The organism is Nitrincola schmidtii, assembly GCF_008973715.1.
Lineage (GTDB): Bacteria > Pseudomonadota > Gammaproteobacteria > Pseudomonadales > Balneatricaceae > Nitrincola > Nitrincola schmidtii.
In genome coordinates, this window is the sequence record NZ_WBOL01000007.1 from 100875 (window position 1) to 119613 (window position 18739).

At 44.2% G+C, this 18739-nt stretch carries 12 protein-coding genes; 6 read left to right on the forward strand and 6 right to left on the reverse strand.

The features are described 5' to 3' along the window. Positions 1-12: 12 nt before the first annotated feature. Complete coding sequence (locus tag F7R24_RS08000) at positions 13-5604, reverse strand: two-partner secretion domain-containing protein (protein WP_151670731.1); 5592 nt, start codon at positions 5602-5604, stop codon at positions 13-15. A gap of 335 nt (positions 5605-5939) precedes the next feature. On the opposite strand from F7R24_RS08000, the gene F7R24_RS08005 reads away from it, so the two are divergent. Next, positions 5940-7493, forward strand: coding sequence for an ATP-binding protein (locus tag F7R24_RS08005; RefSeq protein ID WP_168926799.1), 1554 nt, complete (start codon positions 5940-5942; stop codon positions 7491-7493). Continuing rightward, positions 7490-8212, forward strand: coding sequence for a response regulator transcription factor (locus tag F7R24_RS08010; RefSeq protein ID WP_151670733.1), 723 nt, complete (start codon positions 7490-7492; stop codon positions 8210-8212). The genes F7R24_RS08005 and F7R24_RS08010 overlap by 4 nt, the downstream gene beginning before the upstream one ends. Positions 8213-8231: 19 nt before the next feature. Here the strand turns inward: F7R24_RS08010 and F7R24_RS08015 are convergent, their stop codons facing one another. Beyond that, positions 8232-9059, reverse strand: coding sequence for a CvfB family protein (locus tag F7R24_RS08015; protein ID WP_151670734.1), 828 nt, complete (start codon positions 9057-9059; stop codon positions 8232-8234). 318 nt (positions 9060-9377) lie between these two features. Between F7R24_RS08015 and F7R24_RS08020 the strand changes: the two genes are divergently transcribed. From F7R24_RS08020 to F7R24_RS08035, 4 genes are all read left to right on the forward strand, one after another. Further along, positions 9378-10181: an ABC transporter ATP-binding protein gene (locus F7R24_RS08020; protein ID WP_151670735.1), complete on the forward strand. Its 804-nt coding sequence runs from the start codon at positions 9378-9380 to the stop codon at positions 10179-10181. Positions 10182-10230: 49 nt separating this feature from the next. Next, entirely contained in the window at positions 10231-10992 is a 762-nt protein-coding gene (locus tag F7R24_RS08025; protein ID WP_151670736.1) for an ABC transporter substrate-binding protein, read from the forward strand. 87 nt (positions 10993-11079) lie between these two features. After that, on the forward strand, positions 11080-11754 hold the full coding sequence (locus F7R24_RS08030; protein WP_151670737.1) for an ABC transporter permease: 675 nt from the start codon (positions 11080-11082) through the stop codon (positions 11752-11754). Continuing rightward, entirely contained in the window at positions 11754-12566 is an 813-nt protein-coding gene (locus tag F7R24_RS08035; protein ID WP_338087100.1) for an ABC transporter permease, read from the forward strand. The genes F7R24_RS08030 and F7R24_RS08035 overlap by 1 nt, the downstream gene beginning before the upstream one ends. On the opposite strand, the gene F7R24_RS08040 is transcribed toward F7R24_RS08035, so the two are convergent. From F7R24_RS08040 to ppsA, 4 genes are all read right to left on the reverse strand, one after another. Then, on the reverse strand, positions 12563-12925 hold the full coding sequence (locus F7R24_RS08040; protein ID WP_206057499.1) for a hypothetical protein: 363 nt from the start codon (positions 12923-12925) through the stop codon (positions 12563-12565). The two genes, F7R24_RS08035 and F7R24_RS08040, sit on opposite strands and share 4 nt — an antisense overlap. Before the next feature lie 48 nt (positions 12926-12973). Further along, the gene (locus F7R24_RS08045) at positions 12974-14764 is read right to left on the reverse strand and encodes a Na/Pi cotransporter family protein (protein WP_151670738.1); all 1791 of its coding nucleotides are present in this window, start codon (positions 14762-14764) and stop codon (positions 12974-12976) included. A 70-nt stretch (positions 14765-14834) separates the two neighbouring features. After that, the gene (locus F7R24_RS08050) at positions 14835-16196 is read right to left on the reverse strand and encodes an AmpG family muropeptide MFS transporter (protein ID WP_240776041.1); all 1362 of its coding nucleotides are present in this window, start codon (positions 16194-16196) and stop codon (positions 14835-14837) included. 11 nt (positions 16197-16207) lie between these two features. Continuing rightward, positions 16208-18580, reverse strand: a complete 2373-nt coding sequence (gene ppsA, locus F7R24_RS08055; RefSeq protein WP_151670739.1) for a phosphoenolpyruvate synthase — start codon at positions 18578-18580, stop codon at positions 16208-16210. Positions 18581-18739 lie beyond the last annotated feature (159 nt).

Consider the following 18739-nt stretch of genomic DNA (forward strand, 5'->3'; position numbering starts at 1 on the left):
TAATCGCTAGCTTTAGTTAAGAATTTCAGGGGTAGAAGACTCATCACTACTGCCACCCTGTCTAGACTGTCCCTCGACGTTAATGCCGCCGTCGATGACAAACATCCGCAAGAATCCAGTAGCATTGCCATTACCTAACATAGCCAAAGAACCAAGGTCGCTACTCTCTAACTCAATCACCTCAAGTGAACCTACCTGGCCTGTGCCTCCTTGAGCAGCAGTGTTTGGTATGGTTAGTGAGGTGTTATTGAAGAATTGAATGCCTTGCAGAAATGGTTGTGAGGATTTTGGTATGCTAGCGATAACCTCCTCTAAAGAACCTTCAGGTATCGGTTGCTGTGTTGTATCTTCAGTTGGCTCTGGAGCCGGAACAGGAGTTGGTTCCGGAGTGGGTTCTGGCATGATTTGAAGAGTACCATCAACAAAAGCGATGTCATATCCAAGGCCATTGTCTAAGCCACTCGGTGTCAAAACATACATACCCTCTTCAATAGCACCTTGACTATTACCTCCATACACCAAAGCACCCGTTAGAACTGACTCAGCGTCTCCATTAACTAGACCAGATATATCTATACCATTTCCGCCAGAGTAAGGAGTCGCACTAACGGTTTTATTATCATTTCTAGCCGAAACAGTGATCGTCGGCTGTTCTCGGTAAATAGCAAATATTCCCTCTTGACCCAATGCAGTAGTAAAGTTTGTGGTTGTGGCATTACTGTTATAGCGGAAATTGCCAGAACCAGAACCAACAAGATCAGTGACACCAGTGCTGCCATTCACACTACCTGTGTAAAGTAAAGCTCGTCCACCATTGGCGGTTGTAATGCTGCCGTTTTGATGAATGATGTTACCGCCATTGGCTGTTCCAGCTAAAGCGCTTCTAGCCGCATTTAGTAGAATTGCATCATTGTCGGAGGAGTCAGACGAGATATTTCCATTTACTATTAAATTACCTACTTGAGTCGCGACATTAATTTTACTACTAGCGGTGATACTTACTAATTCAAGTGCATCGCTATTCGTAAAACTTACACTACCTGTATTAGCAGTCAGTATATTCACGTTATTTTGAATACTTTCAAGTGTGTAATCTACACCCGCACCTAAAAGATTCAAGGTATTTGCGGTAATCGATCCTTCAAAGTTAATAAAGGTATTGGAGTTCAGTGTGATATCACCCGTGAACGGATTAACACCATCATAACCAATACTACTTGTTGTGTTCCCCGGCCATACATTGATGCCTGCTACATTTGAATTAGCAGAAAGGCCACTCAAACTAATGTTACCCGTTTGTGAAACAATATTTTCTTGGCTAGATCCAAAGAGAAAAATACCGCCATACTGTTGATCAAAGCCTGAACTGTTGAGACGACCTGTTATATTGATATCACCTGAGTTAGACCGGATTTCGACAAGACTATTATTGTTATTCCAACCATAAAGTCCTATACCTGCACCATGGTTTTGCTCTTGAAAAGAGGTTTCACCATTAATAGATATATTGCCACTGGATGAAGCAATTGAAGATGTTTGATTGTTCAAGTAAGTGGTCATTAACAGACCATAATACCAACTAGCAGTTGCACTGCTATTATTCGAAATCGCTCTGATTTCAATATTGCCATCACCTGAATCAATAGAGGATTTATCGAAAAGAATTCCAATGTAACCCTGAGCAGTACTTGATTGGTTTGCACTCATACCGGATAGCGAAATATTGCCACCTCCTGTGGAAATATTGGAGTTAGATATTGAAATTCCATTGAGGTAATTCAAGGATGAACCCAGCGTCACCGCATGAGCACTTCCAGCCATGGCATACCCATCGCCAACACTTAAGCCATTCCAGTTTATCGTCCCATTGCCACCTCCCATCCAAAGATGTCCACCATTGGTAGTAATAGTTGAACTATCCATCAAATATATAGAACCTGCACCCGATCCATCTGCATCAGACCACACTGTTAAAGAAGCATTTTCATTCAAAGAGCCCATCATTGAGGAACTTGACTCCAAAACGATGTCGTTTGCTGTTTTTAACGTAAGGTTGTCATTAAAAATAGTGTCACCGCCAACCGCAATATTGCCGGCGGTGTCACTTCCGATGATGATATTGGAGAAACCATTAACAAAGTTAGTACTGAAATAGCTTGAATCCAACGATAGCGTACCTGAGGCACCACCAATACCGATCGTATTGGCCGTGGTATTCGGATTAATGACGAGATTTCCAGATGAGGAAATTCTTTGATTACTGGATAAATCTAGAGTGTCAGCGACGATCGTTATATCTCCGCCTTCTGTGCTTTGTATCAAGTTGTTTACATTTCCCGAGTTCAGACTCACACCCTCTGAACTTCCATGCAAGCCAGCTGTACCCTGCAAAGTGATTGAACCGTTTGCAGTAGTCAGTTTTCCGCCGTCGAGTCTGATACCATCATTATCAGTGTTTGCTGTAATGCTGGCATTACCTCCACCGCTACCAATCAGGGTGATATTTCCTGCACCACTTGCAATTAAATGTGAGTTTGCATCCATGCGAATGCCATGATTTTGCCCACCATTAGACCCCGCACTTTGACCGCCACCTTGACCGTTAACAGTAATATCACCGGTCGCATTCATGGTGGTGTTTTCAATCCCTACACCCCAGTTACCTCGATTGGTATCATCGCCTGTCGCAGTATTAGCCGAGCCAATACCATGAATAGAGATATTATTGGCGGTGATGGTGTTGCCACCGTTAAAACGAGTCCCTATCCCGAAGCGATAATCTGTCTGAAAACTCTTGCCCGACATGTATAGATCGCCGCTTCCTGCATCTAGTGCGGCACCAATAACATTAATACCGGCATAGGTTTCATTTACGTTAGAATCAGCAATTGACGTATTCAAATTAGCGGCGTAGGAATTGCCCACTGTCAGACCCTTCCAAATTGAACTGCCGGCACCACCACCCATCCAAAGATGGCCATTGCGAGTATTTATGTTTGAACCTGTATCAAACAATATTCCACCACTATCGTTACCATCAGTGTCTGCCCAGAGTACGAGATTTAAACTACCACCTGATGAGACCACACTCCTTTCAGGCACAAAAACAATATCTCGCTGAGCTTTCAAAGTCAGTGTTGATTCACCCACCACTGAAATACTGTTGAAGTTCTGATTCAGTATTAAGTCATTTGCTGACTCAATCACTAAATTTTGATTGAGCATCAAAGCTTCACTCCCTTGAGCCCTCAGAAAGGGAGTGAAATATCCATCAAGCGAGGTCCAGCTATCACCAAAACCACTATAAGTTGATAGGCTGTTTTCGTTTGTCGTAATTCTTAAGCCACCCGCACTGCTATCTAATCCATTTACCCAGTAACTATCGGTTACATTTGTACCATCATTTTGAAAATTCGCACCGACAAGCCCACCTTTGCGGTCACCAGTACCCGTGGTTGTTACCAATCCTGATGAATAGCTGTTTGAGACAGTCGCATCAATATTACGTATTTCTCCAACAAGGCCACCCACACCAGTATTTCCAGTATTATTTAACTGACCTACTACATTACCAGTAGCATAGGAGTTGGAAATACTACTTGCGTTTCGCAAAGCTCCTACTAATCCACCGATATTGCCTTGATTTCCTGATGTTTCAACACTGCCCAAAGCAAACGAGTTCTCTATACTTGCCGAATTTGTTGCATCACCGACCAAGCCGCCAACATTTCTTCCATTAGCAATAACATTTACATTTGCGCTACTAAAACGAATAGAACCACCAACTTGAAAACCAACCAAACCACCAGCATCCGCTGCCGTATCGGCAGCCCTTGTGGATGTTACTACTCCGTTAACGTGTACGTTATTAACGTTTGTATTGGTGGCATTACCAACAAGTGCTCCTACACCACCGCCAGAATTGGTAATGTTGACACCCGCCAGCCTAAGATTAGAAAGGGTCGCCCCATCGGTACTGCCAAACAGCCCTGCACCCGAGGCATTGTGGCTTACAACCAAGTCATGAATCTGATTACCCAAGCCATTAAAATGCCCAGTAAAGACTCCAATCGGTGTCCAGTTACCCGTGAAATCAAGATTTCCACCCAGCACATAACGACCATCTAGGTCGTTAGTGATACCCGCCACTTCTGACTGATTACGCAGGATGGTGTGGTTTGCACCATTAATGGCAAGGGTATTTACAGACGTTTCAGACAGGTCAACGCGGCCATGCACGATCAAATGGCTATTGTCATTACCGTAGGTTGGACTGACAGCATTACCATTCCAGCCATGATTAAGAACAAGCTCAGCTGAGCCAGCTGCAGTAAGCGTAGAGTTAATCAAAATATCGCCATGAGCAGTTAGCGTCAGTGTGTTCTCATTCCAAGTCACATCAGCGTTTACATTGATATTACCTCGGTCACCGCCTGTTGAAACGGTCTGAATTTCAATATCACTGTCGGCAAGGTTACTTTGTAACGTAGTAGCACCAATACCCGAATCCGTTTGAGATGCTACACCGCTACTTATCGTGAAATCAGTCGGATCAATTAGCCATTTGCCGGTTAGACCATTTTCTGAACGAGTAGTTACTTTTAGTTCAGGCTGAATCTGCACATTAGCAGCAGAAGTCTCAATGAAACCACCATTTCCAACATTTGGCGCAGACGCATCTAAAACACCCGCTACCTGAATAACGCCCGATTCCATATCTCCCATCAGGAAGATTTCACCGTTCTGGCCACTTGCTAGTGTTTGCGCTTCTGTAATACCGGTGTGGTTGATCACACTACTGGTCAGTTCACCCGCAGCCTTTGCCGTTAGGAACACCAAACCACCATCAGCTTTTATCGCGCCACCTTGTTCAATATAGGTGTCAAGCAAGGCTTCCTTGACTTCAATTTTGACAGGGCCGCCCAGATCAAGCGTGACTCGACTACCGGCACCCATCAGCACAGTACCTTCGTCGGCTGTGATGCTGCCGGCATTGATGATCTGTGCAGCGATCATGGCAACATAACCACCGTCCGCTTTAATATTGCCTTGATTAATAACAGCATTGGCGCTGGTACCACTGAAGGTGTAATTACCCTGCATAAAATCTTCAGTGGAGATGTCCAGCGTAGAGGCAACCAGTGCACCTACATCCACTTGTGCAGTAGAACTGAACAACACACCATTAGGATTAACTAGAAAGACTTGACCGTTAGATTTAAGTGCACCACGGATAGTAGAAACTTGGTCACCGGTCACACGGTTAAGCGCAGCAGAGGATGAACTCGGTTGTACAAATTCAACTTGGTTTTTGTCACCGATAGAAAAACTTTGCCAATCAATCGCTAGCTTATCGGTAGATTGATGAATGGTCATATTGTGGCCAGAAGTGGAAATACTGGCATTGCCACCTACCACTGTTCCATTGGTCGGTAAGTCAGATGCGAGCGCTTGTGTACTAATCAGGATAAGACTTCCCGCGCCAATGATTACTGGGCGCATTAGACGCATGGATTTTTGCTTGCCTTTGCTAGAGCCGATCTCTCCAGCAACTTGCCAAACCCCTTTGGCAGAATTCCATACGGTACGATAAAACTTGTTCATAATGCGCTCCGAGTACTTTGCCGCAATAACCTACTCATTTTGATGGAATAAATAGGCTTGTTTTAAAATTTTATACTACTCTTACTATAATCGATTAAAAATCAACCTGTCCTGAACGCGTTATGAACAAGTTATGAACAAAGCGATAAATTTACTGACTTAGATCAAGATTCACTCTATAGTTTTGGACATATTAAATAGTTGCGGCTAAATCATTTATTTGTATGTTTAAAATGCGAACGTTTCTCACCAGCACTATAGGACTTACTTTTGGTCTCTTAGTCGCTGTTCCGTTAGTCAATTCTTCCGAAACTGATAGCCCGTATCTGGAACCAGTGACTGTCCAACTGTGTGTTGATCCTGACTGGGAACCTTATGAGTGGATTGATAAAGAGGGAAATTTTCATGGTATCGCTGCTGATTTAATCAACAAAATAGCGGGTAATGCCAATGTAAATTTCGAGATAGTGGCGACTCGCGACTGGCCAGAAAGTCTTGAGTTTGCAAAAGCTAGACAATGTGATGCCCTAGCATTTTTGAACCAAACACCAGAGCGATCTGAATGGCTTGATTTTTCTGAAATTTACTTTACAGATCCAAACGTATTTATTACACACCAAGATTTTGAATACATTCGAAGCCTGGCTGAATTAAATGACAATCGTGTCGCCTTACCTCATGGTACAGGTGTTGAACAGCACTTGCGCCGTCACTACCCTAAACTAACCATCCAAACCTATGATTCTGAAATTGATGCCATTCTGGCTGTACAAAGTAAAGATGCAGATATTGCCATACGCTCTTTATCGGTTGCTGCCTATCTACTGAGAAAAGAAGGATTATTCGATTTAAAGGTTGCAGGTAATTTAGAGGGGTTTAGTAATCAATTTCGCATCGGTGTCGTTAAAGACAATGAAGCTCTAGTGGAAAGACTAAATATCGGTATTTTTCTGTTAACACCCGATGATATTCGTTCGGCGGTCAACCGTTATGTTTATATTAGATTTTACTCAGAACCTGACTACACAATGCTTGTTACCGTGATTGCCATATCAGGCATTTTAATAGGGCTGATATCTTTCTGGACAATTAAACTCAAACGCTTAAATTTACAACTACAAACTAATCAATCTGCTCTTAAATCTTCTCGAGATCAACTTCAAAAATCGCTAGATGAAGAACATATGACCAATATGCGCCAGCATCAATTCATGAGAATGGTTGCACATGAATTTAGAACACCATTAAGCGTGATTGAATCCAGTTGTGATTTGCTTGAATTACAAAGCAGCCAACATCCCATGCTGACCCCTACAATTGAAAAGCAACGACTTTCTGCGCGTTATCTATCCGACCTTGTCAATCGATCACTCGCAGAAGATCGCATGGTGAAAACCTATTGGCAACGCAATGCTGCCTGGGTGAGTTGTGAAGAGATAATAAGAACAGCTGAAAACTATGCATTGCTTTTGAATCAAGGACAACATCAGATCATTGCGATTAATAAGGCTAATAAAATTTCGGGAGATGGTGAGCTTTTACAAATGATGATGAATAATCTCGTTGAAAATGCCATTAAATACTCACCCAATGGTGGCAACATTACTATCCAAGCGCTTGAGGAAAACAATCAAGTCATACTTTGTGTTGCTGATGAAGGCATGGGTATTTCAGAAGCTGATCAGCCGATGATGTTTGGAAAATATCAACGAGGTCAACATGATACTCCGGGTCTAGGGCTGGGTTTGTATTTAGTAAAAGGAATTGCAAAACTACACAATGGACAGGTTAATTTAACGTCGGAGGTTATGAAAGGAACCACAATTAGCGTAACATTACCGATCTTGATGAACAATAACGATGCAAAAGACTTGAGGTTAGAAATTTGAGTCAATATAGAATCCTTATACTTGAAGACGATGAATGTCTTTGTTCTGTAGTAAAGGATTACTTATCCATGCTAAATTATCATGTTGATGTTTGTCATAACGCCGTTTGTTTTGCGCAGTCAATCCAGCATCTTAACTATGATTTAGTCATGCTTGACCTCAACCTCCCAGATGCTGATGGTTTAGATGTGCTTCAACAGCTTAGAGAATCCAACCAAATTCTAGTTTATGTCATTTCTGGCAGAACGGATCAACAAAGCCGAATTAAAGCATTTGAGTTAGGCGCAGATGACTTCATAACAAAACCTTTTAGTATTAAAGAACTTGAATTAAAAGTCAGAAACGCGCTACTCAGGTCGGGGCTTTCATCAAATCAAACTGATGACACTTCCGTCAATGATACCCTCACACTGACAATATTTGATTTATGCTTAGACAAAAATACGCGTGCCATGAAAAGAAATGGTTATGATCCAATCGATTTAACCCGAGGAGAATTTGAATTGCTAGGCACGCTGATTAAAGCAGATGGGGCTATCGTTACGCGAAAAGACCTTCTCCAACACCTGTCAAAAACTTGCAACATCAACTCACAAGAATCAATCACGACACTGGTGTATCGACTAAGAAAGAAATTTATGCTGATTGACATGGACTGCCCCATTCTGACCGTTGCGGGTGAAGGTTACCGACTGGAAAGACGTAAAGTCGGTAACTAAATGCTAAAAGTTCAGACGTTTAACGCAGCCTAATCCCATGCTCTTCAATCGCGATAATCCCTTGCTTTAGCAAATTACCAATGGCCATTTTGAAGGCTTTTTTACTAACGCCGAACAAGGCTTTGATCTCATCAGGTGAGCTTTTGTCATTCAACGGACATGAGCCGCCTTTTAGATTCAGATAATCAATGATTTGCTGAGCAAGTGGCTCAACCTTGCCATAGCCGGGCTTATCTAGCATCACATCTATTTTGCCATCTTCTTCACGTACTTGTTTGATGTAACCCGGCAGTATCAAACCGGCTCTGACCGGCTTAAACAGATCCTGCTGATGCAGTAAACCGATATGCTGATGATTAATGATGGTTAAAAAACCCAATTCAGTACGACGCCAAATCATTAAAGAGACAGGGTCTCCAGATCGATAATCTGCAATCGTTTTATTCAGATGTCTTTCTAATCGCGCTGACGCCGCTAAGCGTCCTGAATTATCAATATACATAGCAACAATAACCTGCTGCCCCACCTCAACTCGTTGAGGTTGCTCCGCAAACGGCATAAACAACTGTTTAGGCAACCCCCAATCCAAAAACGCCCCGACATCATTGGTATCCGCAACCCGCAACTGCGCAAACTCACCCCGTTGAATGCGTGGCACTTTCAAGGTCGCCACCGGAAAATCATCACTGTCCAAATAAACGAACACAGATAACTCATCACCCACTTCAAGCCCCTCTGGAACTTCATGGGTAGGCAAAAGCACTGTTTCAGAATTAGCCGCCTCTAAATAAGCCCCCTGCTCAACAACACGCTTCACCGTCAGCTGATTAATACGCCCTAATTCCACAACAACACCCCTTCAATAATTTCTATGCTAAGAATATCACACCCACCTATACCTATTCACTCACCCCAACTCGCTTTTCTGTTTTCTAAATAACACGAAATCTCAGTGTGAATTGTTGGTATGCCTATTAGTTGACCGTCTGACGCCACGGATGGCGTCAGCCGAGCGATCATGGACGATGCAAAGCGTGTCATCTAATAGGTATGCCAACGGTTCTAGCACATATGTTCTTTCTTAAAAACATAACGCCTATCACCTTGCGACCAAGGTATAAAAAAGATTACTATTTGATTAAATATTCTTATACGTTGTCTACCTATGAACTCAAACAACCATCATACAGACACCCAACCCACCACCAGCGCAACACTTGAAGTTAAAGACCTTCACAAGCGCTACGGTCAGATTGAAGTCCTTAAAGGCATCTCATTAACCGCACGCGACGGCGACGTTATCTCCATCATCGGATCGAGTGGCTCTGGTAAATCCACCTTTCTTCGCTGCTTAAACCTTCTAGAAAACCCCTCAAAAGGCTCTATTACACTGCGCGGCGAATCGCTGGATTTAGTGTCGAACTCCAAAGGGGAATTAGAAGCACGTAAACGCCATCAACTTGAAAGAATGCGTGCTCGAATCGGTTTTGTGTTCCAAAATTTTAATCTTTGGCCACACATGACGATTCTGGACAACATTATGCTAGCGCCAACCTTAGTCAAAGGCGCCAGCAAAAAAGATTCCAAAGAACGCGCCATGCAACTGCTCGAAAAAGTAGGCCTTGCAGATAAAGCAAAATACTATCCCGGTAACTTATCAGGTGGTCAGCAACAGCGTATTGCCATCGCTAGAACTCTGGCGATGGACCCTGAGGTGTTATTGTTCGACGAACCTACCTCAGCCTTAGATCCAGAACTGGTTAACGAGGTTCTTGGGGTCATGCAAGGCCTTGCCGAAGAAGGTAGAACCATGCTGATCGTCACTCACGAAATGCGCTTTGCTCGCGATGTATCCAGCCAAGTGATGTTTTTACATCAAGGTAAAGTTGAAGAGTTTGGCCCTCCATCACAAGTTTTTACTAATCCTACCTCAGAAAGATGTAGAGAATTTTTATCCAGTCATCTATAACTAAAGACTAAACGCGCACTATAAAAATTGAACTGTAAGGAAGTGAATTATGCAATGGTCCAAGAAATTTCTGACATCCGCTGTACTGATGGCATCTGCCAGCATGATTGCACCTGCTGCAATGTCCGATACGATTCGTATTGCCACTGAAGGCGCCTATGCACCTTTTAACTTTATTGATAGCACGGGTAAGCCTGGAGGTTTTGACGTCGAAATTGCAGAAGCCCTATGTGCTGAAATGCAAGCGAGTTGCGAAATCGTCACTCAAGATTGGGACGGTATTATTCCAGGCCTGCGTGCTCGTCGCTACGATGCCATTATTGCATCCATGTCGATCACTGAAGAACGTGAACGCGTTGTTGCTTTCACCAACCCCTACTACTCTAATGTGCTAGCGTTCATTGGCCCTGCGGGTTCTGAAATGTCTACCGACTCAGAAAGTTTGGCAGGTAAAACTATTGGCGCTCAACGTGCGACGATTGCGGGTCAATTTTTAGAAGACAACTTGGGTAGCGTTGTTAACGTTCGTTTATATGATACCCAAGACAACGCCTATCTTGATTTAGCATCTGGTCGCTTGGATGGCATGCTATCTGACAAATTCCCTGCTTATGACTGGCTACAAACCGATGCAGGTAATGGTTTTGAATTCAAAGGCGAAGATATCGATATCGATGACAAAATCGCCATCGCTGTCCGTTTGAATGACACCGAACTAAAAGAGCGCTTTAATGCTGCTTTAGAAGCCATTGTTGAAAACGGCACCTATGCTGAAATCAATGCACGTTACTTCCCCTTCTCTATCTATTAAGAAATAACAGGGGAATGAGGGCCGGATGATCGATAATAGTCTACCGGCCCTTTGTTTTTATATGACCTTCTCAATGTGAGCATCTGAATGGATTTACACGGTTTTGGCCATCTGCTTTTGGCGGGTACTTGGATCACCCTAAAACTGGCATTCACCAGTCTGTTTTTTGGTTTAATACTAGGCCTAATAGGAGCTGCAGCAAAATTATCACCTATTCGTGCATTGCGTTGGATTGCCACCACCTATACCACCTTAATTCGTGGCATACCTGAACTATTACTGGTACTGATTATCTACTTCGGTACCACCGAGATTTTATTACGTCTTTTTGATAAATATATTGAAATCAGTGCCTTTGCTGCGGGTGTTACCGCACTTTCTATTGCCTTTGGTGCTTATGCCACAGAAGTGTTTCGTAGCGCATTACAAGAGATTCCCAAAGGTCAGCGTGAGTCAGCCATGGCGATGGGATTAAATCGCTGGCAGACGTTTACCCGAATTCTAATGCCTCAGTTGTGGCGAATTGCCATTCCTGGTCTCGGCAATCTATTTCTCGTCCTGCTTAAAGACACGGCACTAGTCTCTGTTATCGGTCTGGATGACTTAATGCGTCAAGCCTATGTGGCTGCAGGGTTTACCAAGCTTCCGTTTACGTTTTATCTTGCAGCGGCCTTTATCTATCTATTATTGACGATTATCTTTATGCAGGCGATCCGCTTTATGGAGATACGTGCTAACCGTCCATGGCAGGGAGCACGATAATGAGCGAACTGATCATTCAATTATCACAATGGTTATTAACGCTAACTCAAGGTGCTGAACCTTGGGATTCTTACGCTCGCTACCTTCCACGTTTAATGGATGGTGTCTGGGTTACCCTTCAGCTAGTGGTCGTTTCAGGCATTGTCGGTTTTTTAATGGCGATCCCTATCGCCTTGATGCGCATTTCGAAAAGTCCGTGGTTATGGATATTTCCTTACTGCTATATCTTTTTCTTTAGAGGTACGCCGTTACTGGTCCAGATTTTCTTGATTTACTATGGGCTATCGCAGTTTGAAAGCTTGCGTAATCTAGGTTGGATTTGGACAGATGTGCTATCACAACCCTATTGGTGCGCCATCATTGCCTTCAGTTTAAATACCTCAGCCTATATTGCCGAACTTTTCAGAGGGGCCATTTTAGCGGTCCCTAAAGGAGAAGTAGAAGCCGCACAATCTCTTGGAATTAGCCGCCGCAAACAGTACCAGCATATTATTTTACCCAGAGCGTTTGGCATTATCCTGCCTGCTTATGGTAATGAAGTGATCTTGATGCTGAAAGGTAGTGCTTTGGCTTCAACGATCACACTGCTTGACTTGATGGGCGCGACACGCGGTGCGATTGCTCGAACCTATATGAGTTTAGAGTTCTTCTTACTGGCGGGTTTACTTTACTTGTTACTGACAGCGGTGCTTATCGGTTTCTTTAGGTTACTGGAAAACTGGTATAATGCGCATCAACATGCAATCAACATGTCACTTGAGAAAGTCGATCCGCAACTGCGCGATAAACATCTTGAAGATAATGTGCGTTAGTCTTTAACCTGCGTCTCTGGCTGGCTTTCTTGCTGACTGTCTGGCTGACCGTCTGGACCAGCATCTGTGACTGAAATGTCGGTCTCGGCTGTTGACTGCTCTTTAGACTTTAAGCCCTCTTTTAGCTCTTGGACTCTATCTACGCCCTTCTTACGTTGGGCGTAGATCACATCCAGCCGAAGCTGAAGTGATTCTTTAGTTTCACTGTCTTTTTCATGTTCCAATTGCTCTCTAAGCATACGCTCTTTCTCTTTCAGCTCTTTTAACACCTTGCGAATGGATCGAATTTTGTCAAGTTGAGTGTGACGATCCGCATCCAAAAACTGCTTCACACGCTCAAGTAGTTTCTTCGCTTTCATGGGTCACTCCTGGTTAATCATAAGATCAACCGCTATAGGGATTTATCTTTAATTCTTTTCCGCCAATTCAGAAAGCTCTTTTTCATCGAGATGAAGTGAATCCTCAACTTTCTCTTGTGGTTTTTTCAATAAGATAGAGACTGAATCGAGTAAATTATTGACGATATCGGTCACATAGGCTTCGTCATTCATAATAGATGTGGCAATCGAAGCCGCGATGCGACGATGGCGAATCATCTCATCAAGTTCGTCAATCAGTTTACGTCTCGCTTTTTGCGATTCTACGCGCAGGGCATCAAGGGATAAATGCGTTAGATCATCATCCGTTGCCATAAGTTGTCGAAGCTCTCGCAAAACTTCAGCTAAGTGGATTCTGATTTGATCATAACGTTCACGCACCGCTAGATTGGTAGATAACCCGTGCTGCGATAGATTGGTGTGCAGATGCTTCATACCTTTCACGGCTTCGACGATATCGCGACTTGCCTGCCTTAGCGCATATAACTCTTCAGTCGCTGCCTGAGTTGATTCACGCAGTTGAGCATCGGCAATGAAAGTCACGATTTCGTTATGCAGACTTTTAATCTTTTCTTCGTATAAATCTTCGACATCAATCGGAAAAATACGTCGAGTATATTTAACCGCTTCAGATAACGACTCGGATGAGTCAATCGTACTGCGCTTTAGACTTAAACCGTGTGCTAACAGACCATAGGCATTTTCGAAAAGGTGTTTGACTTCCTGTTTTACCGCACTGACAACGGTTGCAGGTGTCTCTAAGGCTTGAGGAACAAGGTACAGCGGCTGCTCGATCCCTTTAGGTTTAAACTGAATAAAGCGGATTAATGAGGCCTCTATCTTGGGCACCCAAGGCATCAGCAGCAAGACACCCAAGACGTTAAACAAGGTATGGAATAACGCTAACTTCAGAAGGAAGTCATCTTCACGTATGCCCATCACAGAAGCCAACTGATCAACAAGCCAGGCAATTTGCGCTATAAAGATAATCGCTACGGCTGCGGTAATGACATTAAACAAGACATGAGAAGCTGCTAAACGCTTGCCTCCCAAGTTGGCGGCAATACTACCTAAAATGATGGTAATGGTACTACCCAGATTAGCACCTATGGCTAATGCCAGCGCATTTTCATAGCTGACCTGACCTGCTGAAAGCGCCGTAATGATGATCAGTAAGGTGGCATGACTGGATTGCATAATGACGGTAATCGCCATACCTATCAAGGTAAAGATCACCAGACCCGCAAACCCTGTCATACCATATTCGGATAAATCAAAGCTTTGTTGGAAGGACTCAAAGCCCTCTTTCATAAAATGGATACCCAAGAACAGGAAAGCAAATCCCAGCATCAGGTATCCGATACCCTTGTTGGTTTTGCTCTTTTGCATCATGAACACCATGCCGAATACCAAGACAGGCATCGCATAGGCTGCAATATCAACTTTCAAACCTAAACCGGCAATTAGCCATGCACCTGTGGTGGTGCCAATATTGGCACCCATAATAATGCCAATACCTGCCGCTAAGGTGATCATTTCAGAACTAACGAAAGAGACGGTGATTAGTGACACTAAGGAACTGGATTGCATCAGCGTGGTGCTGGTCATCCCAAATACGAGACTTTTCCAAAGTTTATCTGTGGATTTACGCAGTATGCTTTCGAGTGTGCCACCGGTAAAGGCTTTAAAGCCATCCTCCAAGCACAGCATACCAAACATAAATAAAGCAATGCCTGCTGCGATTTCAGTAAAATCTGAACTCACCCAAAATGCATAGGCTAAAAACGCTAACACCAATGGCAAGGATATTTTTTTAAGCATGGGCACTGCTTCCTGCGACTAACTTTTTAGAATTATTAAACTATTGCAAGTATAGCAGTGCTTTAGATAATCAGGATTGTTTTTCTGAGGCAAGCCGTTCGATAGGATATTTGCGCATAATCACCATCAATAGTGGCAACCCTATTAAGGCAATTCCCGCACAGAGTAAGAAGAATAAAGCCCAGTCGCCATCCAATGAATCCACCATCATACCGCTGGTTGCAGAGAACCAGATTCGGGCAAGATTAGCCAAGGAAGCCAGTAAGGCATACTGTGTTGCGGTATAAGCGCTGTTACACAAGGAAGATAGATACGCAACTAAGGCAACGGTTACCAGTCCGGTCGTGAAATTATCGGATGCAACGGCAAAAATGAACACCCCTGTCGACTGACCGGAAACCGCTAACCATGAATAGGTTAGATTGGTTGCTGCGGTAGCAAAACCAGAGATAAATAACGCTTTAAGGATACCAATCTTGGCAACTAATATACCCCCGATGACGATACCGACTAAATTAGCGGTCAAGCCATAGACTTTGGCGACCTCTGCTATCTCAGATAATGAAAAGCCCAATTCTCGATAGAACACCCCAGACATTCGACCCAGTAGTGCGTCACCAAGTTTAAAGACGAAGATGAATATTAAAATAAGTAACCAGCCATTGCGGCGAGTAAACTCAAATAAAGGCGCCAAGATCGTTAAGTAAATCCAACCCATAATGCGACGCGGTACTTCCGGAAGGAAGGTCCAGCGCTCTAGCAATGCAATGGCCCGCTCTTCTTCGGCAAGGGTGTCTTCCGGTGGAGCAACGTTAGGTTCAGGGCTCATCAGTACCGCAAACATACCGATTAACACACCCACCGATAACAACAAGTATGCCGCATTCCATCCAAAGGCTTCGGCTAAATACAAACCGCCCGCCCCGCCAATAAGCGTACCACCTAAATGCCAACCCCAGATACCGGCGGCAGAGCCACTGCCATACTGGTTCAGATCCAGTATTTCTATTCGATAAGCGTCAATGACAATATCTTGTGTTGCCGAGATAAAGGTCACAAATAAAACCGCTGCCGCCATCAACCACAAACCATCACTGGGGCTAGTGAATGACAGCAGCACAATGGCAACCATGAGTAGGGATTGTGTCATCAGCGCCCAGCCACGACGACGTCCAAATCGCGCCGTTAGCCAGGGTAACCGCAATCGATCGATCAACGGAGCCCACAAGAAATTAATCGCGTAAGGCGTAGCGGCCAGTGCGAACAAACCTATGTCTGTTCGACTGACCCCTTCATCTCGCAACCAGATGGACAAGTTTGAAAACACCAGCGGTGCTGGCAAGCCACTGGAAAAGCCTAACGCTAGCAGCGTCAGCATCCGTCGATCACGATAAGGTTCAAACCATAACTGTAGACGAGTGATGAAGCTCAAGTTGCCCACGTTTATGGCTGACCCTTGTCGTTGGCTAGGAAGAACCAAGTATCCATCACAGAGTCAGGGTTCAATGACACACTGGTAATGCCTTGATCCATCAACCATCTGGCAAAGTCAGGATGATCAGATGGTCCTTGACCGCAAATACCGATGTATTTGTCGGCATCCTTACAGGCTTTAATCGCCATGGCTAAAAGTTTTTTAACCGCATCATTACGTTCATCAAAAAGATGAGCGATGATGCCTGAGTCACGATCTAAACCCAGTGTCAGTTGCGTTAAGTCATTCGAGCCGATAGAAAATCCATCAAAGTACTGCAGAAACTCATCAGCCAACAAGGCATTCGATGGAATTTCGCACATCATGATCAAACGTAAACCGTTTTCACCACGCTTAAGACCGTTACGAGCTAACAACTCCACCACCTGTCTCGCCTCACCCACGGTACGTACGAAAGGCACCATGATTTCCACGTTGGTGAGTTTCATTTCATCACGAACACGCTTGAGTGCGCGACACTCTAGCTCGAAACAGTCTTGGAAAGTTTCAGAGATATAACGTGCCGCGCCACGAAAACCTAGCATTGGGTTTTCTTCTGCCGGCTCATAACGATCACCACCAATTAAATGACCATACTCATTCGACTTAAAGTCAGACATACGTACAATCACTTTGCGTGGGTAGAAGGCAGCCGCCAGAGTCGAAATACCTTCAACTAATTTGTCGACATAGAAGTCAACGGGAGAGGCATAACCGGCAATACGACGATTGATAATCTGTTTAATATCACGTGGTTGCTGTTCAAAGTTCAACAGCGCTTTAGGATGAACACCGATCATACGGTTGATTATAAATTCCAATCGAGCCAAACCAACTCCCGCATTAGGCAGTGATTGGAAGTCGAAAGCACGATCAGGATTACCGACGTTCATCATAATTTCAAAGGGTAAAACCGGCATGGATTCAACGCTGCTGGTTTGATGCTCAAACGCCAGTTTACCTTCGTAGGCACGGCCGGTATCACCTTCCGCACACGATACCGTCACTAACTGATTGTTGTTCAGACGATCAGTCGCATCACCGCATCCCACAATCGCAGGAATACCCAGTTCACGCGCAATAATCGCAGCATGACAGGTTCGGCCACCGCGATTGGTAATGATTGCTGCCGCACGTTTCATCACCGGTTCCCAATCAGGATCGGTCATATCCGTGACAAGGACATCACCTGGCTGAACTTCGTGCATCTGGTCAATTGAGTCCACAATACGCACTGGACCTGATCCAATTCGATGACCAATTGAACGCCCTTCTACTAGAACTTTACCCTTTTCTTTCAACAGGTAACGCTCCATTACTGCAGAAGAACTTTGACTTCTAACTGTCTCTGGACGCGCCTGAACGATATAGAGTTCGCCATCATCGCCATCTTTTGCCCATTCGATGTCCATCGGACGTCCATAGTGCTTTTCGATAATGACCGCAATGCGAGCAAGGGCTTCAACATCGGCATCATTAATACAGAAGCGGTCACGATCTTCGCGAGGAACGTCGACGGTTTGAACAGCATTTGCGGTGTTACCTTCACCACCATAAATCATTTTGATCGCTTTCGACCCTAGGCTTCGGCGCAGAATAGCGGGCGCACCTAAGTTCAAGGTTGGCTTATAAACATAAAACTCGTCAGGGTTAACGGCTCCTTGAACCACCGTCTCTCCCAAGCCATAAGCAGCAGTGATAAAGACGACCTGCTTGAAGCCAGATTCAGTATCCAACGTGAACATAACACCCGAAGCGCCGGTTTCACTTCTAACCATGCGCTGAATACCCGCCGATAAAGCAACCTCACTGTGAATAAAACCACGATGTACACGGTAAGAGATGGCACGGTCATTGTAGAGAGAGGCAAATACAGATTTGATTGCCTCTTTGATGTTATCGAGGCCGCGAATATTCAGGTAGGTTTCTTGCTGGCCAGCGAAAGAAGCATCTGGAAGGTCTTCTGCGGTAGCCGATGATCTGACCGCTACGGCAATATCTTTACCTTCAGACATCTCTTGATAAGCTTGGTCAATAGCGGCTTGTAAATCAGGTTGAAACTCACCTGCCATAATCCATTCACGCAGAGTACGACCCGTTTCTGCCAGTGCGCGAGTATCATTACAATCTAAGGATTCTAGCAGATCATTGATTTTGTCGACTAAACCATTGTGTTGGAGAAAATCTCTATAAGCGTGAGCGGTTGTGGCAAAACCACCGGGGACTTTAACACCGGCATCTTTCAGTTGATGGATCATTTCGCCAAGCGATGCGTTTTTACCACCAACTTTATCAACATCGCCCATGCCTGCCTGATCAAGACGTATGACATAATCCTGCAAGGTACACTCTCCTGTTGTTTAATTGAGTCTGTCTTAGTAAAGCTCTGCCGTGAATCTTTTTTCTACACTTTCAACTTCGGCACTAAAACTAGGATGATACTTCAGTTAAACTAAAAAATCCCAGCCTTGTTAGACATGTAAAGAAATTACATAAAAGAC